The sequence below is a fragment of the Mesorhizobium sp. ES1-4 genome, from assembly GCF_020164745.1.
GTDB lineage: Bacteria > Pseudomonadota > Alphaproteobacteria > Rhizobiales > Rhizobiaceae > Mesorhizobium.
Genome location: NZ_JAIUGV010000011.1, coordinates 26,910 through 52,195, shown reverse-complemented (window position 1 = coordinate 52,195; position 25,286 = coordinate 26,910). Strand labels below are relative to the sequence as shown.

General features: G+C 62.6%; 29 protein-coding genes and 1 tRNA gene. 15 read left to right on the top strand and 15 right to left on the bottom strand.

The features are described from left to right. The first annotated feature begins 135 nt into the window (after positions 1–135). From LB556_RS21255 to rpsI, 3 genes are all read left to right on the top strand, one after another. Positions 136–600: a PaaI family thioesterase gene (locus tag LB556_RS21255; protein WP_224569697.1), complete on the top strand. Its 465-nt coding sequence runs from the start codon at positions 136–138 to the stop codon at positions 598–600. Positions 601–830: 230 nt separating this feature from the next. Continuing rightward, on the top strand, positions 831–1,295 hold the full coding sequence (rplM, locus tag LB556_RS21250; protein ID WP_010915638.1) for a 50S ribosomal protein L13: 465 nt from the start codon (positions 831–833) through the stop codon (positions 1,293–1,295). Position 1,296: 1 nt separating this feature from the next. Next, positions 1,297–1,779 carry a 30S ribosomal protein S9 gene (gene rpsI, locus LB556_RS21245; RefSeq protein WP_224569696.1) on the top strand — a complete coding sequence of 161 codons (483 nt, stop codon included), beginning with the start codon at positions 1,297–1,299 and terminating at the stop codon, positions 1,777–1,779. A 268-nt stretch (positions 1,780–2,047) separates the two neighbouring features. Here rpsI and LB556_RS21240 read toward each other — a convergent pair whose 3' ends face one another. From LB556_RS21240 to LB556_RS21230, 3 genes are all read right to left on the bottom strand, one after another. Further along, positions 2,048–3,106 carry a glycerophosphodiester phosphodiesterase family protein gene (locus LB556_RS21240; protein WP_224569695.1) on the bottom strand — a complete coding sequence of 353 codons (1,059 nt, stop codon included), beginning with the start codon at positions 3,104–3,106 and terminating at the stop codon, positions 2,048–2,050. A gap of 70 nt (positions 3,107–3,176) precedes the next feature. Continuing rightward, complete coding sequence (locus tag LB556_RS21235) at positions 3,177–3,437, bottom strand: hypothetical protein (RefSeq protein ID WP_224569694.1); 261 nt, start codon at positions 3,435–3,437, stop codon at positions 3,177–3,179. 73 nt (positions 3,438–3,510) lie between these two features. Then, positions 3,511–3,708, bottom strand: a complete 198-nt coding sequence (locus tag LB556_RS21230; RefSeq protein ID WP_224569693.1) for a hypothetical protein — start codon at positions 3,706–3,708, stop codon at positions 3,511–3,513. A 123-nt stretch (positions 3,709–3,831) separates the two neighbouring features. Here LB556_RS21230 and speB point away from each other — a divergent pair, with 123 nt between their 5' ends. Genes speB through LB556_RS21215 form a run of 3 tightly spaced genes read left to right on the top strand, consistent with a single transcriptional unit; the run spans position 3,832 to position 5,952 of the window. Then, on the top strand, positions 3,832–4,839 hold the full coding sequence (gene speB, locus LB556_RS21225) for an agmatinase (protein WP_224569692.1): 1,008 nt from the start codon (positions 3,832–3,834) through the stop codon (positions 4,837–4,839). A gap of 22 nt (positions 4,840–4,861) precedes the next feature. Continuing rightward, complete coding sequence (gene argC / locus LB556_RS21220; RefSeq protein WP_224569691.1) at positions 4,862–5,788, top strand: N-acetyl-gamma-glutamyl-phosphate reductase; 927 nt, start codon at positions 4,862–4,864, stop codon at positions 5,786–5,788. Beyond that, positions 5,788–5,952 carry a hypothetical protein gene (locus LB556_RS21215; protein ID WP_224569690.1) on the top strand — a complete coding sequence of 55 codons (165 nt, stop codon included), beginning with the start codon at positions 5,788–5,790 and terminating at the stop codon, positions 5,950–5,952. Before argC ends, LB556_RS21215 begins: the two co-directional genes overlap by 1 nt. Before the next feature lie 10 nt (positions 5,953–5,962). Here LB556_RS21215 and LB556_RS21210 read toward each other — a convergent pair whose 3' ends face one another. Then, positions 5,963–7,054: a COX15/CtaA family protein gene (locus tag LB556_RS21210; RefSeq protein ID WP_224569689.1), complete on the bottom strand. Its 1,092-nt coding sequence runs from the start codon at positions 7,052–7,054 to the stop codon at positions 5,963–5,965. Between the two features lie 153 nt (positions 7,055–7,207). Between LB556_RS21210 and LB556_RS21205 the strand changes: the two genes are divergently transcribed. After that, the gene (locus tag LB556_RS21205; protein ID WP_224569688.1) at positions 7,208–7,423 is read left to right on the top strand and encodes a DUF2842 domain-containing protein; all 216 of its coding nucleotides are present in this window, start codon (positions 7,208–7,210) and stop codon (positions 7,421–7,423) included. A gap of 23 nt (positions 7,424–7,446) precedes the next feature. Here LB556_RS21205 and LB556_RS21200 read toward each other — a convergent pair whose 3' ends face one another. Beyond that, positions 7,447–8,505, bottom strand: coding sequence for a polysaccharide deacetylase family protein (locus LB556_RS21200; protein WP_224569687.1), 1,059 nt, complete (start codon positions 8,503–8,505; stop codon positions 7,447–7,449). 89 nt (positions 8,506–8,594) lie between these two features. Between LB556_RS21200 and LB556_RS21195 the strand changes: the two genes are divergently transcribed. After that, positions 8,595–9,824: a GNAT family N-acetyltransferase gene (locus LB556_RS21195; RefSeq protein WP_224569686.1), complete on the top strand. Its 1,230-nt coding sequence runs from the start codon at positions 8,595–8,597 to the stop codon at positions 9,822–9,824. Positions 9,825–9,902: 78 nt separating this feature from the next. Here LB556_RS21195 and LB556_RS21190 read toward each other — a convergent pair whose 3' ends face one another. After that, positions 9,903–12,236 (bottom strand): exopolysaccharide transport family protein, encoded by a 2,334-nt coding sequence (locus LB556_RS21190; protein ID WP_224569685.1) that lies wholly within the window; start codon positions 12,234–12,236, stop codon positions 9,903–9,905. 252 nt (positions 12,237–12,488) lie between these two features. Between LB556_RS21190 and LB556_RS21185 the strand changes: the two genes are divergently transcribed. From LB556_RS21185 to LB556_RS21165, 5 genes are all read left to right on the top strand, one after another. Beyond that, entirely contained in the window at positions 12,489–13,052 is a 564-nt protein-coding gene (locus tag LB556_RS21185) for a polysaccharide biosynthesis/export family protein (protein ID WP_224569684.1), read from the top strand. Positions 13,053–13,062: 10 nt separating this feature from the next. After that, a complete protein-coding gene (locus tag LB556_RS21180) occupies positions 13,063–14,193 on the top strand; it encodes a glycosyltransferase (RefSeq protein ID WP_224569683.1) in 1,131 nt (376 codons plus the stop codon). An 87-nt stretch (positions 14,194–14,280) separates the two neighbouring features. Further along, the gene (locus LB556_RS21175; protein ID WP_224569682.1) at positions 14,281–15,816 is read left to right on the top strand and encodes an undecaprenyl-phosphate glucose phosphotransferase; all 1,536 of its coding nucleotides are present in this window, start codon (positions 14,281–14,283) and stop codon (positions 15,814–15,816) included. After that, positions 15,813–17,081, top strand: coding sequence for an O-antigen ligase family protein (locus LB556_RS21170; protein WP_224569681.1), 1,269 nt, complete (start codon positions 15,813–15,815; stop codon positions 17,079–17,081). The genes LB556_RS21175 and LB556_RS21170 overlap by 4 nt, the downstream gene beginning before the upstream one ends. 56 nt (positions 17,082–17,137) lie before the next feature. Beyond that, positions 17,138–17,214, top strand: a tRNA-Pro gene (locus tag LB556_RS21165). Positions 17,215–17,299: 85 nt separating this feature from the next. Here LB556_RS21165 and LB556_RS21160 read toward each other — a convergent pair. Both LB556_RS21160 and LB556_RS21155 read right to left on the bottom strand, forming a co-directional pair. Continuing rightward, positions 17,300–17,764: a YbaK/EbsC family protein gene (locus tag LB556_RS21160; protein ID WP_224569680.1), complete on the bottom strand. Its 465-nt coding sequence runs from the start codon at positions 17,762–17,764 to the stop codon at positions 17,300–17,302. 350 nt (positions 17,765–18,114) lie between these two features. After that, positions 18,115–18,405 (bottom strand): hypothetical protein, encoded by a 291-nt coding sequence (locus LB556_RS21155; RefSeq protein ID WP_224569679.1) that lies wholly within the window; start codon positions 18,403–18,405, stop codon positions 18,115–18,117. Positions 18,406–18,711: 306 nt separating this feature from the next. Here LB556_RS21155 and LB556_RS21150 point away from each other — a divergent pair, with 306 nt between their 5' ends. Further along, positions 18,712–19,587 (top strand): ATP-grasp fold amidoligase family protein, encoded by an 876-nt coding sequence (locus tag LB556_RS21150; RefSeq protein ID WP_224569678.1) that lies wholly within the window; start codon positions 18,712–18,714, stop codon positions 19,585–19,587. 62 nt (positions 19,588–19,649) lie between these two features. On the opposite strand, the gene LB556_RS21145 is transcribed toward LB556_RS21150, so the two are convergent. From LB556_RS21145 to LB556_RS21115, 7 genes are all read right to left on the bottom strand, one after another. Next, positions 19,650–19,952 carry a hypothetical protein gene (locus LB556_RS21145; RefSeq protein WP_224569677.1) on the bottom strand — a complete coding sequence of 101 codons (303 nt, stop codon included), beginning with the start codon at positions 19,950–19,952 and terminating at the stop codon, positions 19,650–19,652. 90 nt (positions 19,953–20,042) lie between these two features. After that, positions 20,043–20,582, bottom strand: coding sequence for a MerR family transcriptional regulator (locus LB556_RS21140; protein WP_224569676.1), 540 nt, complete (start codon positions 20,580–20,582; stop codon positions 20,043–20,045). A 216-nt stretch (positions 20,583–20,798) separates the two neighbouring features. After that, positions 20,799–21,122, bottom strand: a complete 324-nt coding sequence (locus tag LB556_RS21135) for an integration host factor subunit alpha (RefSeq protein ID WP_010915609.1) — start codon at positions 21,120–21,122, stop codon at positions 20,799–20,801. A 101-nt stretch (positions 21,123–21,223) separates the two neighbouring features. Further along, on the bottom strand, positions 21,224–22,195 hold the full coding sequence (locus LB556_RS21130; RefSeq protein ID WP_224569675.1) for a beta-ketoacyl-ACP synthase III: 972 nt from the start codon (positions 22,193–22,195) through the stop codon (positions 21,224–21,226). Between the two features lie 9 nt (positions 22,196–22,204). Further along, positions 22,205–23,275 (bottom strand): phosphate acyltransferase PlsX, encoded by a 1,071-nt coding sequence (gene plsX / locus LB556_RS21125; RefSeq protein ID WP_224569674.1) that lies wholly within the window; start codon positions 23,273–23,275, stop codon positions 22,205–22,207. Between the two features lie 113 nt (positions 23,276–23,388). Beyond that, positions 23,389–23,937 carry a YceD family protein gene (locus LB556_RS21120; protein WP_224569673.1) on the bottom strand — a complete coding sequence of 183 codons (549 nt, stop codon included), beginning with the start codon at positions 23,935–23,937 and terminating at the stop codon, positions 23,389–23,391. A 3-nt stretch (positions 23,938–23,940) separates the two neighbouring features. Beyond that, the gene (locus tag LB556_RS21115) at positions 23,941–24,483 is read right to left on the bottom strand and encodes a ubiquinol-cytochrome C chaperone family protein (RefSeq protein ID WP_224569672.1); all 543 of its coding nucleotides are present in this window, start codon (positions 24,481–24,483) and stop codon (positions 23,941–23,943) included. A gap of 113 nt (positions 24,484–24,596) precedes the next feature. On the opposite strand from LB556_RS21115, the gene LB556_RS21110 reads away from it, so the two are divergent. After that, positions 24,597–25,112 carry an outer membrane protein assembly factor BamE gene (locus LB556_RS21110; protein WP_224569671.1) on the top strand — a complete coding sequence of 172 codons (516 nt, stop codon included), beginning with the start codon at positions 24,597–24,599 and terminating at the stop codon, positions 25,110–25,112. Positions 25,113–25,286: the final 174 nt, after the last annotated feature.

Below are 25,286 nucleotides of genomic sequence, written 5' to 3'. Positions count from 1 at the left end.
CCGGTCGGGCTGCCAGACTATCTAATAGCGGATCGGCTTTCGTCCAACACCCATCGCTTGCGCCAGGGCGACGTATGTGTTGCCAGAAACGCCCCACCGCGTTCATTAAGGCTTTGCGCAGAACGAGAGACCGACATGCCCGCCCAGACCAATCTCAAGCCGGTGCTGACCGCAGCGCAAATCAATGTGCTGATGGCGGCCGTGTTTCCGCAACTCAACGAGAGTTCCGCCGCCTACGAGGCGATCGACGTGTTTCCCGGCGGCTGCATCGTGCGGCTCAATGCCGGCGAACGGCATTTGCGTCCCGGCGGCACGGTGTCAGGCCCTGCCCTTTTCACGCTGGCCGATATTGGCGGTTATGTCTGCGTGCTCAGTCATGCCGGGCCGGATGCGCTCTCGGTCACCACCAACCTCAACATCAACTTCGTGCGCAAGGCCGAGGCCGGGCCGATAGAGGGGCATTGCCGCATCCTGAAGCTGGGAAAGAGCCTGATGGTGTTCGACATCGATATCGTCGCCGGTCCGGATGGACAGACTGTAGCGCATGCCACGGGCACCTATTCGATCCCGCCGAAGCGCACCGCAGATGTGGTAAAATAATACCTTTGATCCAAGCTATTGTTTCTACGTTATTTTCCGCGCCGCGAGACTTTTCCGCTGCCTTGACGCGATTACTCCGCTCGCCTATAAGCCATCACGAAGCAGCGGCCCGCAAAGGCCGCCGTTTTGTTATTGGCTGATGACAAGCGTCTTTCGCCAATCCAAGCAACAAGAAACGCCTTCCTTGTCATTTGTGGATTGGGGAAGGTCCAAACCGAGAGCAGAAAAACATGACAACCTTTTCGCAGAAGCCTGCGGATGTGGTGAAGAAGTGGATCCTGATCGACGCCGAGGGTCTCGTCGTTGGCCGTCTCGCCACTGTCATCGCCAATCATCTTCGCGGCAAGCACAAGCCGACCTTCACCCCGCATGTCGACGACGGCGACAATGTCATCGTCATCAATGCCGACAAGGTGGTGTTCACCGGCAAGAAGTTCACCGACAAGGTCTATTACTGGCACACCGGCCACCCAGGCGGCATCAAGGAGCGCACCGCGCGCCAGCTGCTCGAGGGCCGTTTCCCCGAGCGTGTCGTCGAAAAGGCTGTTGAGCGCATGGTCCCGCGTGGTCCGCTCGGCCGTCGCCAGATGAAGAACCTGCGCGTCTATGCAGGCGCGGAGCATCCGCATGTCGCCCAGCAGCCAGAGGTCCTCGACGTGGCCAAGCTGAATTCCAAGAACAAGAAGGTCGCATAAGATGGCTGAGCTTTCCTCGCTCGCAGAACTGGGCGCCGCCACCGGCAACACGAACGCCCAGGCGGCAGCCCCCGTCCACGTCCAGAAGCTCGACAAGTCGGGCCGCGCCTATGCCACCGGCAAGCGCAAGAACGCCATCGCGCGCGTCTGGGTGAAGCCGGGTTCCGGCAAGATCGTCGTCAACGACAAGGAATTCGCGACCTATTTCGCGCGTCCGGTCCTGCAGATGATCCTCAACCAGCCGATCATCGCGTCCAACCGTTCGGGCCAGTACGACATCGTCGCCACCGTCGTCGGCGGCGGCCTCTCCGGCCAGGCCGGCGCTGTTCGTCACGGCATTTCCAAGGCGCTGACCTACTACGAGCCCGCGCTGCGCGCCGTGCTCAAGAAAGGTGGCTTCCTGACCCGCGACAGCCGCGTCGTCGAGCGCAAGAAGTACGGCAAGGCCAAGGCCCGCCGTTCGTTCCAGTTCTCGAAGCGCTAAGCGTTTCGAATTTCGGACATCGAAAAGGCCGCCTCCGGCGGCCTTTTTCTTTTGGGATTGCAAATTCATTGACCGACAGGTTGCCGGGACGACGTCCTTCTGCCCTGCCCGTCATCCCCCAGGGAAGGCAAACACCGGCGGCTTCACCCGCCTGCTCCTAGAGCCGGATGATTTCAGGTCGGGTCGACCTGAAATCATCCGGCTCTAAATCAAAGAGATACAGCATGGTGTCGTCTGAAAACCGCTTCACACTTTTCGGCATCATGCTTTAGTTGATGCTGGCCGTATGCGCCGGCCCAGCCGACTTGATATCCGTCGCGTAAGGCACGCGATAACCGTTCGCCGCCAGCCAGGCGATCGCCGCCTTCGGCTCGTCGGTCTGGATGATGGTGGCGCCGCGATCGGCCCAGAAACCCCAGGCTTCGCGCGGCAGGCTGGCCTGGACCGCCAGTTCGTCGCCGCGGCCACCGGCGAGGAAGCCGCCTGGCTTGTTGACGATGGCATAGGTGTCTGCCCAGATATGCCAGTCGCCCTTTACCGCCTCGGCGCGCATACGCGTGCTGAACAGCGGTCCGCCGGTTTCGGTCAACGTCTCCGCGCCAGCCCGCCAGTTGATCAACTCGATCGCGCTCGGCGCGAAAGCGTGGTCGACCGTCGAGGCGAAGCCGGCATCGTGCACCGCGTCATCGGCGATGATCGGCATGAACTGGAAGCCAGCGCCTGCCGCGGCCATGGCGGCCTTCACCGTCGTGATCCTGCTCTGGTTCCACAGGTTTTCCTTGACGATGACCTGGTCGGCCATGCCGAGATCCCGAGCCACCGCGATCATGCCCGGGAGGTCGCCGACGTCGAGCTTGTTGTCGAGGTTGATGAGGATCCTGTCCCTTGTCGCCATCAGCATCTCGCGCAATGTAGAGACGGTTTCGCTGGTGACGGCATGGGTGCCCTCGATCACCAGCCGGCATCTCTTCAACTCGGCCAGCGTGTAGTTGGTGACCTCGCCCTTGCAGGTCGTCGTGCGGTCGAGCCAGCTGTCATGCATGACGATGAACTCGCCGTCCTTCGAGCGCCGGATGTCGACCTCGACGATTTCGGCGCCGATGGCGATCGAGCCTTCCACGGCGGCAAGTGAATTTTCCGCGTAGAGCGTCTTGCCGGCCTGCATGCTGCCGGCGCGATGGGCAGCTACCATGACATGGTCGCGCCACTGATTGGCATGTTCGAAGCGGTCAAGGATCTGCCTGGCGTGTGTTTCGCCGGCCGACGCCTGGCCGGAGGCGGCCGCCAGCGCGGTGGAAAGCAGAAGGCTCAGCCAGATCGTCCGCATCGAGAATCGCTCCTTGCCGGATCGAGCCGGGGATAGGCGACATCAGTGACATCCAGGTGAACGAAGCCGGCTAAAGCGCGTCGCGTCGAAACGGATTCAGGCGACGCGCCTGTCTTGTTTTATGCATGTCGTCTCCGCCAAAACCGAGATCACTTTGGGCGACATGCATTGGCGGTTGGCCGGCGACGTGGGTCGCCTTGATGGGCGAAGAGAAGACGTGGGTCGCCTTGATGGGCGAAGAGAAACAGCGCCAGGGCGAACACCAGGGGCGCGGCAATGCCGGCGTCGTTGTCGCCCGCAGCGAGACAAATAGAGCGATGACGGCCAGCATGACCATTTCGGCAACAGTCCAGCTCATCCGCGGGCCGCCTGTGGCCCGAGCCCGTCGCGCCCCTGCAATGGAATCATGCTGAAGTCGACGAAAAATAGGACGAACCGATGAAGCTGCTCTGCGAGATCGCCGAGGCGGTCGGGAAATGAAACAGTGCAACCAACAACGCGCAGATGCCGCGCCACGAATCGAGAACCCGGAAGCGGTCGCCGGCGAACGTGCGGGTCGACATCACGGCATGCGACGGATTAAGAAACGCGGTCTGCGTCATGACGAAACAAATCGTGTCTTGCCGTGGCACCCGGGCGGCGCGGTTGCGTCTCCCCAAGCCGTGACTGGTATCTTCCATGCCGGTTCTGTAGTTGTTGCACCCCGATGAAAACGAGGACCCGTAATGGCGACCAAGAACATCGACCATGCCTTCACCGCCCGCTCGAAAACGGGCGCTGCATTCGAGCCGACCTATTCCGGGGCGCTGTCGTTCATGCGTCGCCGGTACACCAAGGATGTGAAGGGCGCGGACGCGGTGGTGTGGGGCATTCCATTCGACGCCGCCGTCACCAATCGGCCCGGCGCCCGGTTCGGGCCACAGGCGATCCGCCGTGCCTCGGCGATCCTCGACAACGACCCGCAGTACCCGTTCTCGCGCGATCTGTTCGAACATCTCGCGGTTGTGGATTATGGCGACTGCCTGCTCGACTCGGGCAACCATCAGAAGACACCCGGCACGATCGAGCGCGAAGCCGCCAAGATCCTGAAATCGGGCGCCTTCCTGCTGACCCTCGGCGGAGATCATTTCGTCACCTGGCCGCTGCTCAAGGCGCACGCCGCTATCCACGGGCCGCTCGCCCTGGTGCAGTTCGACGCCCACCAGGACACATGGCCCGATGACGGCAAGCGCATCGACCATGGTTCCTTCGTCGGCCGCGCGGTCAAGGAAGGCATCATCGATCCCGACCGTTCGATCCAGGTCGGCATCCGCACCCATGCGCCCGACACGTTCGGCATCAAGATCCTCCATGGCCATGAAATCGAGGAAATGCGGGCTTCCGACATCGCCTACGCCATCGTCGATCGCACCGGCGGCAAGAAGACCTATCTGACCTTCGACATCGACTGCCTCGACCCGGCCTATGCGCCCGGCACCGGCACGCCTGTCGCGGGGGGGCCGTCCTCGGCGAAGATCCTGTCGACGCTGCGCCAGCTCAACCAGGTCGATATTGTCGGCGCCGATGTCGTGGAGGTTGCGCCGGCCTATGATCACGCCGATATAACGGCCATCGCAGGCTCGATGGTGGCCATGCAGTATCTCGGCCTGCTGGCGGAGCGAAAGGCGCGGCTCGATGAGCTGAACAACGGCAACCACAATGGCGCCGCGGTCAATCAAGGCAACGGCATATAGTCCTCAGGGAATTGATCAGGCAATGAAACCGAAAATCTTCATCGACGGCGAGCACGGCACCACCGGTCTCCAGATCCGGGCGCTGCTAGCCGAGCGCGGCGATCTGGAGATCATTTCCATTCCGGTCGAGCGCCGCAAGGAAACGGCGGCGCGCGCCGAATTCCTCAACGCCGCCGATATCGCGATCCTGTGCTTGCCCGACGATGCAGCCAAGGAAAGCGTCTCGCTGATCACCAACGCCACCACCAAGGTCATCGATGCGTCAACCGCGCATCGTGTGGCCGAAGGCTGGGAATATGGCTTCGCCGAACTGGACAAGGAGCAGGCGAAGAAGATCGCCACGGCAAAGCGCGTCGCCAATCCCGGTTGCTGGCCGCAGGGGCCGATCGCGACGCTCAGGCCACTGATCACCGCTGGCCTGTTGCCGGCGAGTTCCCCGATCGCGGTCAACGGCATTACCGGTTATTCGGGCGGCGGGCGCCCGATGATCGAAGACTACGTCGCCAAGGGCGAGGACGCCCCGGAGTTCCTGCCCTACGGCCTGACCCTGCAGCACAAGCACGTGCCGGAATTGAAGGCCTATGCGAAGCTGTCGCATGACCCGATCATGCAGCCGGCGGTGGGCAATTTCGCGCAAGGCATGATCACAGTGGTGCCGTTGCAGCTCGGTGCCCTCGATCGGGTACCGACGGGCGCCGAACTTCACGCCGCCATTGCGGACCATTTCGCCGCGATCACCGGCGGCGTGGTCGAGGTGGCGCCCTATGCGCATCTGGAGCGCGTACCGGACATCGATCCGGAGGTCTACAACGGCACCAACCGCATGAAGGTCTATGTCTTTGCCAACGACAGCAGGGCGCAGGCGCTGCTGCTGGCGGTCTACGACAATCTCGGCAAGGGCGCCTCGGGTGCAGCCGTCCAGAACATGGATCTGATGCTCGGTCTGTGATGGACGCGCCAGCCAACCGGACGAAACCCGCCGCGGACGCCGCCAAAGCCGCCGACAAGGCGGCCAAGGCCAATCAGGGCCAGTCCGCCCAATCCGCCGCCGCGCTGCGTCAGGCCGAATTCGACGGCCAGAAAACAACGCAGTCGAACGAATTCTGGATGTGATTGGCCGCACTCAGCGTCCGACGGCAATCTCGTTGGGCAAGGGATAGGCGCCCTTGGTGCCTCGCCAGTGGGCGGCGGCAAAGCCCAGCACGACAAGCGCAAAAGCCTGATGGGTCAGCGCCATGTGCAGGGGAACCTGCATCAGCAGCGTAGCGATACCGATCGAAGCCTGCACAAGCACCAGAACGAACAACAATGTCGCGCGTCGCGCATGCGTTGAGCCGGGCAGCCGCCGACGCGTGGCGATCATGTGCCAAAGCGCGACGGCAAAGACGGTATAGGCGCCGAGCCGATGGATGAACTGCACCGTCTTCGGGTTCTCGAAGAAGTTGCGCCACACCGGCTCGAGGATAAGCAGATCGCCGGGAATGACCCTGCCGTCCATCAGCGGCCAGGTGTTGTAGCTCATGCCGGCGTCGAGACCGGCGACCAGACCGCCGAGATAGATCTGGATCAGCACCAGAAGCACGATGAAACCGGCCAATCTCTGCGTCGAGCGATCGGCAGCGGGCTCGGAGTAGGGAGCGAGGCCCCGTGCGACAACCATTGTCGCGGTGAAGATCAGCGCCGCCAGCGTCAGATGCGTGGCGAGCCGGTACTGGCTCACCGACACGCGGTCGACCAGGCCGGAGGCCACCATCCACCAGCCGATGGCTCCCTGCAGTCCGCCGAGCAGCAGAATGCCGACCAGTTTCGGCCCGAGGCCGCGCTCGATGCGGCGCGTCGCCCAGAAGACCAGCAGCGGCAAGGCAAAGACCAGGCCGACGCTGCGCGCCAAAAGGCGATGCGCCCATTCCCACCAGAATATCGACTTGAACGCCTCGACGCTCATGCCTTTGTTGAGTTTGGTGTATTGCGGGATCTGCTGATAGCGCTGGAATTCCTCCTGCCACTCGGCGTCGTTGAGCGGCGGGATGACGCCATGGATCGGCTGCCATTCGGTGATCGACAGGCCGGATTCGGTCAACCGCGTGGCGCCGCCAACCAGGACCAGCGCGAACAGCACCAGGAGCACGACATACAGCCAGCCGCGTACGAGTGCCCGGTTATGCAGGTCGCGGTCGCGGGCCCGATAGGGCGCGGCGGCGGAGATGGCGGCCATGACTATATCCCGGCAGGTTGAATGTCGCGGATTGGTGAACCATCGCACTCCTGCTGGCAAGACCGGGCAGCGCGGCACGCCGTCGCGCCTGGTGTCGTGGGTTGCGCGCGTCCCGCGTTCGGCTTAAGCGGTAGCCATCAACGAGATCGTGCCATGCCCATTCGCCTGAAAAAGCTGATCGGAATGTTCCTGCTGTTGGCGCTGGTCATCATCTACGCGCTGGTCGCCTCGATCTTCGCGGTCGCCCGGCTGTCGGAATCGGGGCCGCTGGTGCAATTCCTGTTCTTCCTCCTCAGCGGTCTGCTCTGGGTGCTGCCGGCGATGGGCATCATCAAATGGCTGATGCTGGAGCCGCGCGCCAAGCGTTGAGCCCTGCCCGGTGAGGCCGCCGGTCAAACGGTGACGAGCATCCTGCCGGCATTGGCGAGTGGCGTCGTCACGCCAGACAGCATGGTGCGGATATGGGCCAGGCTCTGATAGCGGCCATTTACCGAAATGCGCGGCAAGGCCTGCAGGAAGCCGGCATGCTCGGCGCGCAGCACGCCGTGGCGGGTGGTCACCGCGGAGGCATAGCCGGCGTCGCGCGCAAAGCCCACTTCGCGGCAGCCGACGGCGCTGGCGTAGCCGTAGGGATAGGCGAAATGGCGCGGCTCCTCGCCAAGCCCGGTCCGCAGCATATCCCTGACGGCACCGATCTCGTGCCGCGCATCGGCCTCCGAAAGCCGCTTCAGGTTGCTGTGGTTGATCGTATGGGCGCCTATTGTAACCAGCGGGTGCGCGGCGACGGTGCGGATATCGTCCCAGTTCATCAGCGTGCGCAGGCGCGGGGCGTCCGCGTCGACGCCATTAGAAGCGGCCAGGTCGCGCAACACGGTCCGCAGGTCCTCCTCGCGGATCTCCGTGCTGAAATAGGCGTGCAGGCGGGCGATGGCCTGCTGTTTCTTCGCGGGGGTCGCACAGTCGATCACCGTCGAACCGTCCGATGTCGCCAGAGTGAGGCGATCGCGGGCATTGACGATATCCTCGATCACATCCCACCAAAGGTGGGCAGTGCCATCGATGAGCCCGGGAGCGACATAGATGGTGAGAGGCGCGCCATGCTTCTCAAGCACCGGCAGGGCCTCCGTCATATTGTCACGATAAGCATCGTCGGCGGTGATGGTGGCGAACCGGCCGCCCTTGCCGCCTGCCTTGATGCGCTCCACGGCTTCGTCCATCGAGACGAAGCAATAGCCGTTCGCTTTCATGTCGGCGATCACGGCATCTAGGAAACCGGGCTCGATGTTGAGGTGACGGTTGACGCTGTCGGGCTTTTCGGGCGTCGCGGTCACGCGATGCAGCATCAGGATGGCGCCGATGCCGCCGACAAACGGCCTGGCCAGTGGTGCGAGGCCGGTATAGCGGGCGACGTTGAGCGCCAGTTTCCGGATTGCCTCCCCACCGTCGATCATTCATTCACCTTTTGCGCCTAGGCTATCGAAGCACGGAATACGCCCAAGCGCCCCCCAAATCGGGATCAATACGCCTTAAGGATTGAGGTATGGTTGACGCAACCGCGTCGTTTGATGGCAAGCGGCTCGCGGCGGCCCAAGCTTCGGCACGCGCATTGCCCGGGAATGCCGCGGGACTGTCGGTTTCCGTTGCCGCCGCCGAGGGGCTAGCGTCCTACGCGAAATTCTGTGGTTCAGCGGTTTGTGCGCCGGCGCAAAGTGCGGCGTGGGTCTTGAACTGGGCCGCCGAGGTCAAGCCCGATCTGCTCATCGCCACGCTTGAACTGGAGGGCAAGCCGGCTTTCGCACTGGCGCTGGAGGTGGTCAAGCGCGGCCCCCTGCGGGTCGCCCAGTTCATGGGCGGCCGCCACGCGAATGGCAATTTCTGCGCCGCCGAACCGCAATGGCTGGCCAGCGGCGACCTCACCGCCATCCGGACGATGCTCGCGGCGATCGCCAAATTCCGGCCCGACATCGATCTCATCGCACTGGAAAGAGTGCTGCCCGATCTCGACGGCATCGCCAATCCGCTGGCATCGCTCGATCATTTCGCCAGCCCCAATCTTTCGCTGGCCGTCGATCTCAGCGGCGGATTCGATGCGCTGCTGCTGCGTGCCAGCGGCAAGCGCAAACGCAAGAAGCATCGTTCGCAGATGCGCAAGTTCGAGGCCGTCGGGAGCCACCGGCGCATCGAGGCGCGCAGCGCCGACGAGGTGGAGAGGCTGCTCGATGCGTTCTTCGAGATGAAGGAACAGCGCTTCCGCAAGATGGGCATTGCCAACGTTTTCGGCGATGACCGGACACGCGCCTTCTTCCGGGGACTCTTCACCCAAGCGCTTGCCGAGGACAAGCCTTGCTTCGTGCTGCACGGGCTGGAGGTCGCGGGCAAGCTGCGCGCCGTCACCGGATCGAGCCGCTCGGGCAGGCGCCTGATCTGCGAGTTCGGAGCGATCGCCGAGGATGACCTTTCCCACACCAGCCCAGGCGATTTCCTATTTTTCGATAACATCCAGGAAGCCTGTGAAACCGGCTTCGCGGTTTATGATTTCTCCGTCGGAGACGAGCCCTACAAGCGGCTATGGTGCGATATCGAAACGCAGCATCTCGAGGTCCTGGTCCCGCTGACGCTCAAGGGCCGTGCGCTGGCAGCGGCACTTCGCCAGGGCGCGCGGCTGAAGGCCTTTGTCAAGAACAGCCCGACGATCTGGAAGCTGGCTAAGACGCTGCGCCGCAAGGCCATCGGACAGACAGCGCCCCTGCCCACGGAAGACGAAAACTAGCCCCAATACGCCAACAGCATATTCGGCGTGACGACGTGGAACTGAGATCGACCTGATGGGGCCTCAACAGCTGTTCTTTCAAGCCGCGGAGCGTCGACCCGGCAGCGGAGTGCCGGGCGGCTCGTGGCCGAGCGGCGTCACCAGCGTCAAGTCGGGATAGCCGCTCTCGATCAGCTTGACCGCGGCCCGCGTCACCTCGTCGTCGGGCTCCAGCATGGACAGGAACACCTCGGTGGCCTCCCCGCCCAGACGGCCAATACCCTGCGCATCGGCCGGCCCGCATTCGACCACCACCAGATCATAGGCTGTTGTCAGCGACTGCATGATGATCGGCAGCCGGTCGGCGGCTCGCATGGCACGGACCGGATCGGCGGTGCCGACGGGAATGACATGGCAGTCGGAATAGAGATCGGAATGGATCACATCGCTGAACTGCGCTTGCGACGCCAGCAGATTGGTGATCCCGGGGAAAAGCCCGCTGTCCAGCATCGGCCGAGAGGCAGCACCCGAAGCCGTGAGGTCGAGCAACAGGACGCGCAGGCCGGCGTCGGAAACCTCACGTGCGACCAGGATCGCCGACGCCGCGGCTTCGTCGCCTTCCGGGGAAACGAATATGGCGCGCGCGCTTCCGCTGGCGATCAGCTTTTCGGCGGCTTTCTCGATGTCGATCTCGCCGAGCACGGAGCGTGGCCGCCGGTCCTCCACGGCGGGCTCCGGCTCAGCCATGGACTCAGGCTCGGCCACGGGTTCAAGCTCGGCCACGGGTCCAGGTTCGGCCGCGGGTCCGGATTTGGCCACCGGTTCAGGTTCGGCGGCAGGCTCCACTTTGGCCACGGGCTCGACCTCGGCGGCAGCCGGCGGCTGCGCCGGTGTTTCCGAGAGCGGTTCAGGCCATGAGGTCTCGGCGGCACGATTGGCGAACGCGTTGGCGACTTCCGGGCCGGCAGCTGGCTCCTGATGATTGGCGGGCGGCATCGCCACCTCGTCGATCGGTTCAAACCGCGCGCCCAGGGCCGGGCGCATGGCGCGGCCCGAGAAGAGCTCCCGCAGCAGCGTGAATATCGTCGCCAGCAGAAGTGAAGCCGCGGCGGCAGCGCCGACGATCGGCCCGATCTTGGGGAAGTATGGCTCTGACGGCACCGAGGCCGGCGAGGTGATGCGGGCGTCGACCGGAACATAGTTGCGATCCTGACGCGACGCGGCCTCGCGATAATTGGTCAGGTAAAGTTCGAGCTGCTGGCGCTTGGCGGCGGCATCGCGCTGCAGCGCGTCGAGACCGACCTGCTGCTCGCCGGCCTGAGCCGAAGCAGCCTTGAGCGTGTTGACGTCGGCGACGAGCTGGCTTTCGCGCGCCTTGGCGGCATCGGCCTGCATCGCTAGGCCCTTCATGATCTTCTGGGCCTCGCTGCGGATCTGCGCGTCGAGATCGGCGAGCTGTGATTTGGCGGCGCGAATACGCGGATGATTGTCGAGCAGCGTCGTCGACATATCGGCGATGTTGGCGCGCAGTTCGACCTGCCGTTCCCGCAAACGCTGGATCAGATCGGAAGACAGCACTTCCGGCAGTGAATCCAGCGATCCGCCATTCTGCAGCGCCTTGCGCACGCTCTCGGCGGTGCCTTCGGCCGCGGCGCGGTTGGCCCGCACCCGTGACAGTTCGGTCGACAGCTCGGCCAATTGCTGGGTGGCCAGGGTGGAGTTGTTACCGCCCATCAGGAGGCCCGACTGGGCGCGGTAAGCCGCGACCTTGGCTTCGGCATCCTTGACCTGCTTGGACAGGTCGGCGATCTCGGGCGCCAGGAAGTCCGCGGCGGCGGTGTTCGATTCGCTCTTGGCCGCACCCTGCCCCGCGATATAAGCGGCGGCAATGGCATCGGGGACGGCGGCGGCGAGCTTCGGATCCTCCGACGAGAACTCGATGGCAATGATGCGAGTCTTTTCAACGCCGTAGACGTTGAGCTTCTCGCGCATCTTCTTCAGCACGCGTTCGTCGATTGGAACGTCCATCGGGTCGCTTTTCAATCCAAGCAGGAGCAGCAGGCGGCTCAGGGGCGACATATTGATCGTTTCGTCGAATTCGGGCCGCCGCGACAGGCCAAGCTTCTGGGCAACCTGCTTGAGGACTTCGTTGGACGAAATTATCTGGACCTGGGTGGCAACGCCCTGCTCGTCGAGGATCGGCTTGTCGGCGTCATTGTTGCTGCCGGACGGACGGGTGTAGACGGATTCGCGCGGAGCGATTTCCACCTGGGTCTGGGCCTTGTAGTGCCGGGTCGCGAATGAAGCGGCCGTGAAGGCAAGTCCCGTCACCACGAGAACGAAGATCAGAATCCGCAGCCAGTTCCGCCCGAGGCTGGCGAAGAGCTGCCTGAGATCGACGTCGACGTCTGCGGCCGCGGATTGAACGGACATGCATCCCTACTCCGAAACTGGGTCGGAATGTACCGTAAACAACTATGGTAACTCAGCCGTTAAGATCACGGCAAGCTTCCGTTAGGGTTTACTGGAGGGCGACAGAAAAACGATAAAATCGCAAAACCTTGCCTGGCGAGCGCGATCGGCGAGCTCCTTTACCGGCCATTAACCCTAACAGGATGATAACGAACCCGATCCCAGATGTTTGCTGCGACGCCGCAGCGGCCAGTCGAAGGTACGTTTCCGATCATGAAAAGCGCTGCTTCCCTCTTTCGCGCACTGCTTGCCGTATCGATGCTCGCCGGCTGCTCCAGCTACCGGCCGACCCCGGCCGCCTTTCACGAGGTCCTCGACCAGCCCTACCGTCTCGGTGCCGGCGACCGCGTCCGCGTCACCGTGTTCGAGCAGGATGGCCTGACCAATAGCTACAGCGTTGATCAGTCCGGCTACATCTCCTTCCCGCTCGTCGGCGCCATTCCGGCACGTGGCCACACCGCGCAACAGATGGAGAAGGAGATCGCCGACAAGTTGCGGCAAGGCTATCTGCGCGATCCCGACGTCTCGGTCGAGATCGATCGTTACCGGCCGATCTTCGTCATGGGCGAAGTGGGGGCCGCCGGCCAGTATTCCTACGTGCCCGGCCTGACGGTGCAGAAGGCCATCGCCATCGCCGGAGGCTTCACGCCGCGCGCCAACCAGGAGAGCGTCGACATCACCCGCGACATCAACGGCAAGGTGATAACCGGCCGCGTGGTCACCTCCGATCCGCTGCTGCCGGGAGACACCGTCTACGTCCGCGAACGCCTGTTCTGACAGACACCTCGTGGCGGACAAGCTCAGGATCGTCCACTGCTTCCGCTCACCAGTCGGAGGAATTTTCCGGCACGTGCGCGACCTGACGGAAGCGCAGGTCGCCGCCGGCCACATGGTCGGCATCGTCTGCGACTCGACCACAGGCGGCGAATTCGAGGAGCGTCTGTTCGGACAGATGAAGGACATGCTGGCGCTCGGCATCCATCGCACGCCGATGCAGCGCCATGTCGGCCCGGGCGATATCGCCTCGGCCCGGCGCACCTACAGGATCATCAAGGAATTGCGGCCGGACGTGTTGCACGGGCACGGCGCCAAGGGTGGCGCCTATGCCCGTCTGTTCGGCTCATTGTTGCGGGTATCAAGGTCTCGCGTGGCCCGCCTCTATTCGCCGCATGGCGGCTCTCTGCACTATGACGAGAACACCGTCACCGGAAAGCTGTTCTTCGCCCTCGAGCACTTCATGGCACGCTTCACCGATTGCCTGCTGTTCGTGTCCGACTACGAACGGCGGACCTATCGCAGGAAGGTGGGCGAACCGCCGATCCCGAACACGCTGGTCTATAACGGACTGCGCGACACCGAATTCGAGCCGGTGACCGCCAGGGCCGATGCGGCCGATTTGCTCTATATCGGCATGATGCGGGACCTCAAGGGCCCTGACATCTTCCTCGATGCCCTGGCCGCCGCCGCTCCCCGACTCGGTCGCGCGCCGCATGCGGTGATGGTCGGCGACGGCGACGACCTGCCCCGCTATCATGCGCAGGTGAAACGCCTCGGGCTTGAAGGCAATGTCCGCTTTCTGCCGCCGATGCCGGCCCGGGAGGCCTTTATACTGGCGGCGCTCGTCGTCGTTCCTTCGCGCGCCGAAGCCATGCCCTATATCGTGCTGGAGGCACTTGCCGCGGCAAGACCAATGATCGCGACGTCGGTTGGTGGCATACCGGAGATTTTCGGTTCGGACTCCCCTGCCCTGATCCGGCCAGATCCGACTGAACTCGCCGACAAGATGAGCCAGGCGCTGGGAGACCTTGCCGCCTACCGCAAATTAATGCCCGATGAATCCACGCTCAGGGCACGCTTCGGCGCCGACGTCATGGCCGCCGAAATCGAGAAGGCCTACTTCGCCGCGCTCCAAAGTTAGCTCGAGCCCTTCCAAAGCCATAGGTTGTTTCAAGGGTTTCTTAGCTCTCTTTTGCTAATCACCCCGGGGAAGCTTGCGGACTGTTCCATGAACGACATTGATCCCGCGCGCCGCTTTTCATCGGAGGCGGTGCGTAAATTCGACGACCCCGCCGACGGCGACAAGCCTGGCGGCATGAACGACGTTGCCCGGCAGGTGGCGTCGCAATATCGGCGCGATACGATGTCGCCGATCATGGTCAGCGGCGTGCTGCGCATGGTCGAGTTCGCGGTGCTGTTTGTCTCCGGGCTCTGCGTCTATTTCTATTATGTCGGGTTCTTCAATTACCTCGCCTGGCAATACCCGCTGATGATGGCCGCCGCGTCGTTCCTCGCCGTGGTGCTGCTCGATGTCACGGATTGCTACCAGGTGGTGTCGCTGATGCGGCCGATCGCCAATTTTGGGCGCATCATTCTGGTCTGGGCCGGCACCTTCGCCCTGATGGCGTTGACGGCGTTCGCCTTGAAGATGTCGCAAGACTATTCACGCCTGCTGCTCGGCACGTGGTTCGTCGTCGCCTTCGTCTGCCTCTTCTGTCTCAGGCTGGTGATGTCGAAGCTGATCCGGCGCTGGGCGCGCGATGGCAGCATGGAACGGCGCGCCGTCATCGTAGGCGGCGGCAAAGCGGCGGAAGCGCTCATCCGCTCGGTGGAAAAGCAGCCTTACAACGACATCCGCATCTGCGGCATCTTCGATGATCGCAGCGACAAGCGTTCGCCGGCCCTCGTCGCCGGCTATCCCAAGCTCGGCACCATTTCGGAACTGATCGAATTCGCCCGCATCGCCCGTATCGACATGCTGATCGTGTCGTTGCCGCTGACCGCCGAATCGCGCGTCCTGCAATTGCTGAAGAAACTATGGGTGCTGCCGGTCGACATCCGGTTGTCGGCGCATTCCAATGCGTTGCAGTTCCGTCCGCGCGCCTATTCCTACATCGGTTCGGTGCCGATGCTCGACATCTTCGACAAGCCGATCAACGACTGGGATTCAGTCGCCAAACGCGCCTTCGACATCATCTTCAGCCTCATCGGCATCGTCGCGTTCTCGCCTGTGATGCTGGCCACTGCAATCGCCATCAAGCTCGACAGCAAGGGGCCGGTTCTGTTCAAGCAGAAACGGCACGGCTTCAACAACGAGGTGATCGAGGTCTACAAGTTCCGTTCCATGTACACCGACAGGTCGGATCCGACGGCCAAGCAGACGGTGACCAAGAACGATCCGCGCGTCACCCGCGTCGGCCGTTTCATCCGCAAGACCTCGATCGACGAACTGCCGCAATTCTTCAACTCGCTGTTCGGCTCGCTGTCGCTCATCGGTCCGCGCCCGCACGCCATTGCCGCGCAGTCGCACAACCTGCTCTATAACGAGGTGGTCGACGGTTATTTCGCGCGCCACAAGGTCAAGCCCGGCGTCACCGGCTGGGCACAGATCAACGGCTGGCGCGGCGAGATGGACACCAATGAAAAGATCCGCATGCGGACCGAATACGACCTCTATTACATCGAGAACTGGTCGCTGCTGTTCGATCTGCGGATCCTGTTCCTGACGCCGATTCGGCTGCTCAACACGGAAAACGCCTATTGAGCGCGATCAGCCATGATCTGCCGCGCGCGGCGGTCAACGCCAAGCTGATCGCACTGATTTCCTCGGGCGCGGTTGTGCTCGGTATTCTTTTATCCGGCTTCGTCATCAGCGAGCCGGCGCCTTACGAAATCTACATGGCCGCGCTGATCGCCATCTGGGCCTTGTTCGGCCTGAGGATTTCGCGCGCGGCCATGCCGCTGCTGGTGCTGCTGGTGACGATGAACATCGGCGGCATGATCTCGATGACGCAGATGGCGGACCTCGCCAACACGCCGCTCTATCTTGCGGTGTCACTGTTTCTCGCCTTCAGCGCGGTGTTCTTCGCATCGGTCACCGCCACGCAGCCCAGCCTCTACCGGCTGATCTTCAATGCCTATGTCGTTTCGGCGGTAGCGACGTCGCTGCTTGGCATTGCTGGCTATTTCCATGCTTTCCCGGGCGCGGAAATGTTCACCAAATACGACCGCGCCGCCGGTGCCTTCCAGGACCCGAACGTGTTCGGCCCGTTCCTGGTGCTGCCCGGCATCTACCTGCTCTATCTGTTGCTGACCGGACCGGTCACACGCATGCCGCTGCTGGCTGTGCCGCTGCTGGTCATCAGTGCCGGCATTTTCTTCTCGTTCTCGCGCGGCGCCTGGGGCATGTTCGCGGTCTCGGCCGTCCTGCTCACCGGCTGCCTGTTCCTGCAGAGCGCCAGCGGCATGTTCCGGCTGCGCGTGGTGATCATGACCATCGCCGCGCTGTCGCTGCTGGCCATCGCCATCATCGTCATCTTGCAGTTGCCTGGCGTGGCGGAGATGTTTTTCAACCGCGCCCATCTCGAACAGAGCTACGACACCGCCCGCCTTGGCCGCTTCGCCCGTTACACGATCGGTTTCCAGATGGCCATGGAGCATCCGTTCGGCATCGGGCCGCTGGTCTTCGGCACGATCTACGGCGAGGACACGCATGACATCTGGCTGAAGATGCTGATGGATTATGGTTGGCTCGGCTTCGTCTCGTTCCTGACGCTGGTCGTCTGGACGATTTCAACCGGGTTCCGCATCCTGTTGCGCGACCGGCCGTGGCAGCCCTACCTGTTGTGCGCCTACGTCGCCTTCATCGGCAATATCGGGCTCGGCACCTTCATCGACATCGACCACTGGCGCCATATGTACCTGCTGCTCGGCTTGATCTGGGGCGCCATCGCCCTGGAATACCGCCACCAGCGGCTGTTGCAGCCGGTATTGCCCGCCGCATTCAAACCCACCGTCGCGGCGAGATAATTATCGCGGAAACCGGTTGACCCGAGCCGGGTTATCACGATACATCGCGACCGGTCCGGAGTGTAGCGCAGCCCGGTAGCGCACTTGACTGGGGGTCAAGGGGTCGTCGGTTCGAATCCGGCCACTCCGACCATTATTAAGCAGGACTTGCCCCCGAAGGTCCTTCTGCCGCATCACCCGATTGTCGAATCGCCTGCTTTGCCCGGCTCAAGCTCCGGCTACTGGGCTTGGCACACGTCGACCCACTCGGCACTGGTAAGATCGGCCATGCGCTGCGGTGCAATCCGGACAGCGGCATTGGCGGCGCCGGCGGCGGGTACGACCTCGGCGAATTCGCGCAGCGAGACGTCGCAGTAGACCGGCAGCGGCGCCGGCAGGCCGAACGGACAGACGCCGCCGACCGGATGGCTGGTTGCCTCGACAACCTCGGCGGCATCGAGCATACGCGGCTTGCTGCCGAACTGGTCTTTGAACTTGCGGTTGTCCAGCCTGGCGATGCCGCTGGTCACCACCAGCATGGTGCGCTCGCCGACGCGAAGGCAGATCGTCTTGGCGATCTGCGCCGGCAACACACCATGCGCCTCCGCCGCCAGCGTCACCGTCGCCGAACTCGCTTGCGTGACGATGACTTCGACATCAGGCGCGTGAGCCGCGAAGAAGGCAACAACGGAGTCCAGGCTCATATCGAAAAACTCACGGTTCAGACCCGATGCACGGCAGATGCGATTGGCGCGGATTTGGATGCCGCATGTATAAACACGCGCGGCCTGCAAATCGGCAAGTCCAGCCTGCCGGAGAACGCCATGGCATCAACAGGAAATCCGCCAAGCAGGCCTTGGCTGGTTTCCCGGAGACGCTTATCGCGGATTCTACGCGCCGATTTGAGCCAGAAGAGGCGATACCGCTTTCGGCCAGCACCCTGACAACGGTGCAAGCCCTCCGGTTACCCAGAAACAGTTCAGAAACCAAATTCTACAATCGGGAAATACTGACGAAAAAATTCTGGAGCGTAATTCCATGCGCGGCGGTCGGGCTATCGACCCGATTTAATATGCCCGCGAAAAAAAGGAAACGATCCAATGAAGAAGACCCTCCTCTCGGCCCTCGGGCTTGCAGCTGCAATCGCTTTCACGGTGCCGGTATCGGCGCGACGAGCGCGGACGCTGCCCCGATGGTAAAGCATCGTCACCATCATCATCATCGCCACCACCCTCGCCCTCATCATCACCACCATCATCATCACCACCACATGAAGAAGATGATGAAGAAGGCCTAGGCCATACCGGACTGCCAACGAGAAGACCGGCCTTGCCTTCTTGTTCAAGGCTGGTCTTCTCTGGGTTGCGCGACGACATGCACGACATAAATCGGGCCTGTCGAATGACACCGCCGGGCCAGGACTTTCGACGCCAAGCCCGCGACGATAATCGAAATCTTTCGCACGACGCCAAATCGCGATACGGCAGGGGATCTTTCTGACCTGGATGCAACACCGGGTCAGGCTTCGCCAACAAAGCCAGGTATCCCGATGACGGCCAAGGCCGATCTTTCCCGGACAGATCGCATTGTCCTGTCAATCGCGCGATTGTGGCTAACGCTGCGACATCCGGTCCTTGTCGTGCGATTTGTCGTGAAGCTGGGCTATCTGCCCAATCCGGCCGCACCCGTGCGTTACCATGAGCTGTTGCTGTGGCGAAAAATCCTCGATCGCAACCCGCTGTTCGTGACGCTGACCGACAAGCTCTCGGCCAAGGCCCATATCCGGAACATTTGTCCCGGGATCGCCACGCCAGAAACACGTTGGTCCGGGCGCGACGCCGCAGACATCCCGGCGGGCCTGCTGGCCGGAGACATCGTGGTCAAGGCAAACCATGGCAGCGCAATGAACATATTCGTCTCCGATGGCGAGCCGGATCGCACTGCCATCGTGCGCAAGGCGAGCCGCTGGCTCAAGAAACGCTACGGCCGGCGCAATGGCGAATGGGCCTATTGGCCTGTCGTACCGACTGTTTTCTTGGAGGAGCGGCTGGCGCTTTCCGGTGGCACGATAGCCACCGACATCAAGGTCCATGTCTGCAGCGGCGCGATATGCCATGTCTGGGCGGAGGATAAGCACGCCAGGCGTTCGCTGCTGTTCGACCGGGAAGCAAATCCGTTGCCCGGCCGTGATCCGGACTATCCCGCCGAGGATCAGGCCTTGCCCGTCAACGCGCGGCTCATCGACTATGTTCGCCACGCGATCTTGATCGCACCCCGGATAGCCGGCGACCTCGACTATATCAGGATCGACTTCCTGGTTACCGACGATCGTCTCTACAGCGGCGAGGCGACCGTCTATTCGGCGGCCGGATACGGCACATGGACGAATCCGGCGATCGCCGCGGAAATCGAACGGCTGTGGCGCCTCGATCAATCCGCTTTCCTGCGCGGGCGGCATAAGGGCGCGATGGGCTTTTATGCCGACGCGCTTCGTGCCAGCTGCCAGAGCGGCATCACAAGCCGCTGATATGAATGGAAATGGCGGCCAGGCCTGTTAAGGCGAACCGCCATCCTGTCCCGGGGTGGCAGTCAGCGCCGGCTGAACAGCAGGCTGGCTGCAAGGCCCAGCACCACAAGCCCAACCGCGGCGGCTGCCGCGGGATGGTCGCGGGCCGATCTTTCGATGACCCTGCCCTGCTTGCGGATCGCCGGCATGGCATCGCGCAGACGCTCCGCAAGATCCGAATATGTATCGAGCGCAGCAACGCGGCCGCCTTCATAGTAAGCGCCACCCCGCTTTGACACTGCCTTGCGCAACGCCGCGAGTTCCCTCGAGAGAGCCGCAACCTGCTTTTCGAGGTCGATGTCCGAAAGGGTCGAATATGATGCCATCACGCGTTTCCTTGCCTTGCAGAAGGAAACGTAACGCCTCACCCGACCGGCGGTTCCGGTTTTCGAGGCGTCGAAGGCACTCGGGCGCGGTCAGCGCACCTGGTCAAGCAGGCGCTTGCATTCCAGCAGGTCGAACAGCGCCTCCTGCAGCAGCGCGCGATTGTCACGCGAGAGTTTCGACGCGTCCGGCGCAACCGGACCTTCCTCGTCGCTCTTGCCCATGCCGAAAAAGCGCCGGCTGGGCTTCACCCTTGGCTGGCCAACCAGTTCATCATCTCCGCTGCGCGGCTGCGCGGCCGGCGTCAGCGGCACCTGGTCGGCCTGTTTGCGCTGCGAGATCGCCTCGACGGCGGCCATGTCACCATTGCCGATGGCGACCAGGAAATGATTGCCGTTTTCGCGCAGCAGCTTCTGCACGCCCTTTATTGTGTAGCCCTGATCGTAGAGCATATGGCGGATGCCCTTGATCAGTTCGACATCCTGCGGCCGGTAGTAGCGACGGCCGCCGCCGCGCTTCATCGGCTTGATCTGGTTGAAGCGCGTCTCCCAGAAACGCAGCACATGCTGTGGCAGGTCGAGATCTTCGGCGACCTCGCTGATGGTGCGGAAGGCGTCAGGGCTCTTGTCCATGGGCGAAATCCTCACGCTGGAGCGTGGCCCGGAACGGTCTTCAGACGAGATCACGCTCAAAGAGGATAAGAGCTTGTTCCGCCAGCGCGGAATCGATCATACGCCAGAACACCAATCCGGCCATGCTGCCGAATCGGACCTTATTTCAGCGGTTTGTGAAGCAATATTCAAGCCCGCCATCATCGCGGGGCCGGTTTTTCAACCGTGCAATGGAGGCTATTTGCCGCCCTTGGCCTTGCTGTTCTGGTGGGAACGCAAGATGCGGTTCTTCAACACGTTGGACGATTTGAAGGTCATCACCCGGCGCGGCAGGATCGGCACTTCCTCCCCGGTCTTGGGATTGCGCCCGATCCGCTCATTCTTGGAGCGGACATGAAATGTTGCGAAGGACGACAGCTTGACCGTCTCGCCGCGCACGATCGCTTCACAGATTTCGTCCAGCACCGCCTCGACGAGTTCGGCCGATTCAGTACGCGACAGACCGACCTTTCGGTAGACGGCCTCGGCAAGGTCGGCGCGCGTAAGTGTTTTTCCCCCCATGCGACCGTCCCATCAGTTCAAACATAAAATCGGCACAACAAAGGCAGAGCCTAAGTAATTGATCCGGCAAGGTCAAGGACCGAAACCGGACCGTTATTCACTTACCAGCGAACCAGGACGGCGCCCCAGGTGAAGCCACCGCCCATCGCCTCCAGGAGCACCAGGTCCCCCTTCTTGATGCGACCGTCGGCGACGGCCACCGACAACGCCAGCGGTACGGAAGCAGCCGAGGTGTTACCGTGCAAATTGACGGTCACCACCACCTTTTGCTCTGCTATCCCGAGCTTTTTCGCCGAAGCGTCAATAATCCGTTTATTGGCCTGGTGGGGCACGAACCAGTCAAGATCGTCGGCTGCGATGCCTGCGGCCGAGAAGGTCGCCTCGATGACATCGGTGATCATGCCGACCGCGTGTTTGAAGACCTCGCGGCCTTCCATGCGCAGATGACCGACCGTTCCCGTCGTCGACGGCCCGCCGTCGACGAAGAGCTTGTCCTTGTGGGCGCCGTCGGAACGCAGGCTGGCCGCCAGCACACCCCGGTCGGCGATCGTGCCGGCACCCTCGCCCGCTTCCACAACGAGCGCACCGGCGCCGTCGCCAAACAGCACGCAGGTCGAGCGGTCGTTCCAGTCGAGGATGCGCGAGAAAGTCTCCGAGCCGATCACCAGCACGCGCCTTGCCAGGCCGCCGCGGATATAGAGATCGGCTGTCGTCACCGCATAGACGAAGCCGGAGCACACCGCCTGCATATCGAAGGCAAAGCCATGATGCATGCCGAGCCGGTTCTGAATCTCGACCGCGGTGGCCGGGAACGTGTTGTTGGGCGTCGAGGTCGCCAGCACGATCAGATCGATATCGTCCGGGGTCAATCCGGCATCGGCAAGGGCGGCGCGCGCCGCGGCTTCGCCCAGGGACGCCGTCGTCTCGTCATCAGCCGCGATATGACGCTGGCGGATGCCGGTGCGCTGGGCAATCCACTCGTCGGAGGTCTCGACCATGCCTTCAAAATCGGCGTTCTTCATGATGCGGCGGGGCAGCGCGGCGCCCGTGCCGCGCACAACTGATCTGATCAAAATTCTTTCCTATTCCTTTGCGTCGGTAACGACGTCGGATTTCCTAGATGTCAGGGCATGCGGGTTGCGCGCATGAAACAGATCGAGGTCGGCTTCGATGCGGTCGAGCAGATTGTTGCGCACCATGTCGTAGCCGAGTTCGATCGCCGCGGCGAAACCGTCTGAATCGGCGCCGCCATGGCTTTTGACGACGATGCCGTTCAGCCCCAGGAACACCCCGCCATTGGAGCGGCCGACATCCATCTTTTCGCGCAGGCGGTCGAATGCTCCCCTGGCGAAGACATAGCCGATCCTTGCCATCAGGGTGCGGCTCATCGCGGCGCGGAGATAACCACCTATCTGACGCGCGGTGCCTTCCGCCGTCTTCAGCGCGATGTTGCCGGCGAAGCCTTCCGTCACCACGACGTCGACCGTACCCTTGCCGATGTCGTCGCCTTCGACAAAGCCATGATAGTTCATCGAGGCCATGTTGGCTTCGCGCAACATGCGTCCCGCCTCCTTGACCTCTTCCTGGCCCTTGATCTCTTCCACGCCGACATTGAGCAGACCGACCGTGGGCCGGGCGATTCCGAATACGGAACGCGCCATGCCGGTACCGAGAATGGCAAAATCGATGAGTTGGTGCGCGTCGGCGCCGATCGTGGCGCCCACGTCCAGGACCACGCTTTCGCCACGCAATGTCGGCCACAATGCCGCGATCGCCGGGCGATCGATGGTGGCCATGGTGCGCAGGCAGAATTTCGACATCGCCATCAGCGCACCGGTGTTGCCGGCGGAGACGCATGCGTCCGCGGCGCCCGACTTGACCGCCTCGACTGCCTTCCACATCGACGATTTCCAGCGGCCATGGCGCAGCGCCTGGCTGGGTTTGTCATCCATACCGACCGCGATCTCGCAGTGGAAGAACTCGCAGACCTCGGCCAATTTGGGGAACCTGGCCAGTTCGGGGCGAACCAGTTCCTCACGTCCGTAGATGACGAAGCGGATGTCGGGACGGCGGGTCGCGACCGTCATGAGCGCTGGAATGACCACGGTTGGTCCGTGATCGCCGCCCATGGCATCGATGGAAATCCTGATCACGCGGTATTCATCTCACGGTTAGGCGGCAAGTCGCTTTAGTGATCGCAAAGGTTCGGCGAAAATAGCGGTTTTGGGCTGTCGCACAACCGACTTTTCCGTCGTGGGCGAGGTTTTCAGGATTTTCCCAGCAAGGATCGCAGTTTTTGCTGAAATTCATTCTCGGCCGATCCGGTATCTTCACCGGCGCCAAGCGAGGCGCCGGGCTTGCGCGGATAGGGGTCGATCGCCAATCCGAAGAACTGTTCGGCAAGCGCCCCGACATCGATGGTGTCGCCCGAAAATGTCTCGGGACTGTCGGGCCCGTCCGCGTCGAGCAGGATCTCGCCGCCGCCTTCGAACCCCTGCCGTCCGAGCTTGGAGTCCTCCGGCAAGAGCAGTGCCTCGACCGGCTCATCGATATGCGCCGGGACGGGGTCGAGCGTGACGATGCAGGCCTGGGTGATGTCGGCTTCGACACGGCCGCTGACCTTGACGCCATTGCGCTTCCACGACGCGACCAGCAGTTCGGCGCGATAGGCTTCGACCGACAGCAGCCCATGCGCCTCGGCGAGTGCGGCGCGCTGTTCGGCGTCGGCCTCGATCACAACCGGCAGCCCCTTCTGCGGCAGCCGGGCGACATTGGCGAAAAAGGATACCGCGCTTTTCATATCCGCGTGTTTCATCGATCAGCCTCCGTTGGCTCCTGGAAATGCCACAGTGCCGGCAACAATCGATTCGGCCGGCTGCGCGCTCAGTTGCCGGCTGGCGTCGGCGACATACCCGGCCAGACGCGATGCTTCCGGCCAGGCGCCGGCATCGGGCCGGACGTTGCGGGCAAGGGCCGCAGCCAGCGCTTCATGATCGTTTCGTTCCAGCGCATCATCATAAGCGGCGGTGCGGCCATAGAACATCTTCGCCAGCTTCTTCATGCGTTTTGGCACACCGACATCGCCAATGCCCAGTTCCCGCAGGGAATGATCGACGTCGAGGAAGAATTCGTCGATCAGCACCTGCGCGATCTCCTGCGCCACGCCGTCCTCGCCGCGCAGCCGGTGCTGGAGCAGGAACATGTGCAGCGAAAGCATCTCGAAACGGCCAAGCGGCGTGTCCGGCACATTCCAATGGGAATAAAAAACAGCCTGCCGCGCCGCCGCCACGATTTGTGCGTAAAGCGCGTCGGTGATGGCGCGGTTGGCATGGCGTTCGCGGCCAAAAAGGCGCTGGAACATGGGGATGGTCTCCGGGGACCGTTTGTTGAATGGCCTTGTTGCATCGGCAAGCAAGCTGGTTTACCGGTTTTGCGGCCCAGCGCAAGTTGCGGCGATGGAATGGAGAATTGTTGTTGCGCGCGCTGAATTTCAAGTCGACTTTCACTTCGAGTGCTGCCGGTGCGATCTCTTTGCTGGCTGTCGTAGCGGCGCTGTCCGCATGCCACACCAATAAGATGGTCGGCGACCTCAGTCCGAGCGAGACGTTCACCCAGGGTTATGTCCTCGATCAGCAGGCGATCGATTCGGTGCCGGTCGGGTCCAGCCGCGAGCAGGTGCTTCTGGCGCTCGGCACGCCGTCAACCACGGCGACTTTCGATAACGAGGCGTTTTACTACATCTCGCAGACGCGCAAGCGCTACGTCGCCTTCGACAAGCCGAGGCTGGTCGACCAGAAGGTGCTGGCGGTTTATTTCGGCCCTGACAGCCGCGTCACCCAGATTGCCAAATACGGCTTGAAGGATGGCAAGATCTTCGACTTCATTTCGCGCACCACGCCGACCGGCGGCAAGGACCAGAACTTCCTCAGCCAGATCATCAACGGCGCGAGCAAGCTGGCGCCCGGCATTCCCGGTGGCGGCACTCCCTGATCCGTAGTGCGGTTCAGTGCTTGGTGGAATCGCTGAACCGCTCCAACTCTTTGTTTTCACGCAACTCCGGACGGAAAACTGCTACGCACTCTTCCTGGAATTGCTAGGAATCCTGCTTCCCCGACCTGGGGAACAAATGTCTCAGGCGACCGAAAACCCGTGGGAGCGATCCCA